Source organism: Litoribacterium kuwaitense, from assembly GCF_011058155.1.
Lineage (GTDB): Bacteria > Bacillota > Bacilli > Bacillales > DSM-28697 > Litoribacterium > Litoribacterium kuwaitense.
In genome coordinates this window covers 1-382 of sequence record NZ_JAALFC010000140.1, presented here as the reverse complement: position 1 = coordinate 382, position 382 = coordinate 1, and the positions used below count along the sequence as shown (strand labels likewise).

The 382-nt window shown below is 51.8% G+C and carries 1 pseudogene; it reads left to right on the top strand.

Going from position 1 to position 382, the window contains the following annotated elements:
• A pseudogene (locus G4V62_RS19600) lies at nucleotides 1-382 on the top strand (BclA C-terminal domain-containing protein); the annotation flags it as partial.

Genomic DNA, 382 nt, shown 5'->3' with positions numbered 1-382 from the left:
TGATTACGAAGCAATCCTAAGTGGTGTCGCCGGACCAACAGGTGCAACGGGACCAACAGGGCCAACAGGTGCGACTGGTGTAGGGTTGGACAATGTAACGACATGGGATCCTGGACAGAGTGGCTCTTATACAAAGGGAGAAGTCGTTTCATATGATGGTAAGCTTTATGTTGTTGTTAATGCTCCGCCAACTGGGACACCGGGTAGCTCACCTGATTACGAAGCAATCCTAAGTGGTGTCGCCGGACCAACAGGTGCAACGGGACCAACAGGACCAACAGGGCCAACAGGGCCAACAGGTGCGACTGGTGTAGGGTTGGACAATGTAACAACATGGGATCCTGGACAGAGTGGCTCTTATACAAAGGGAGAAGTCGTTTCA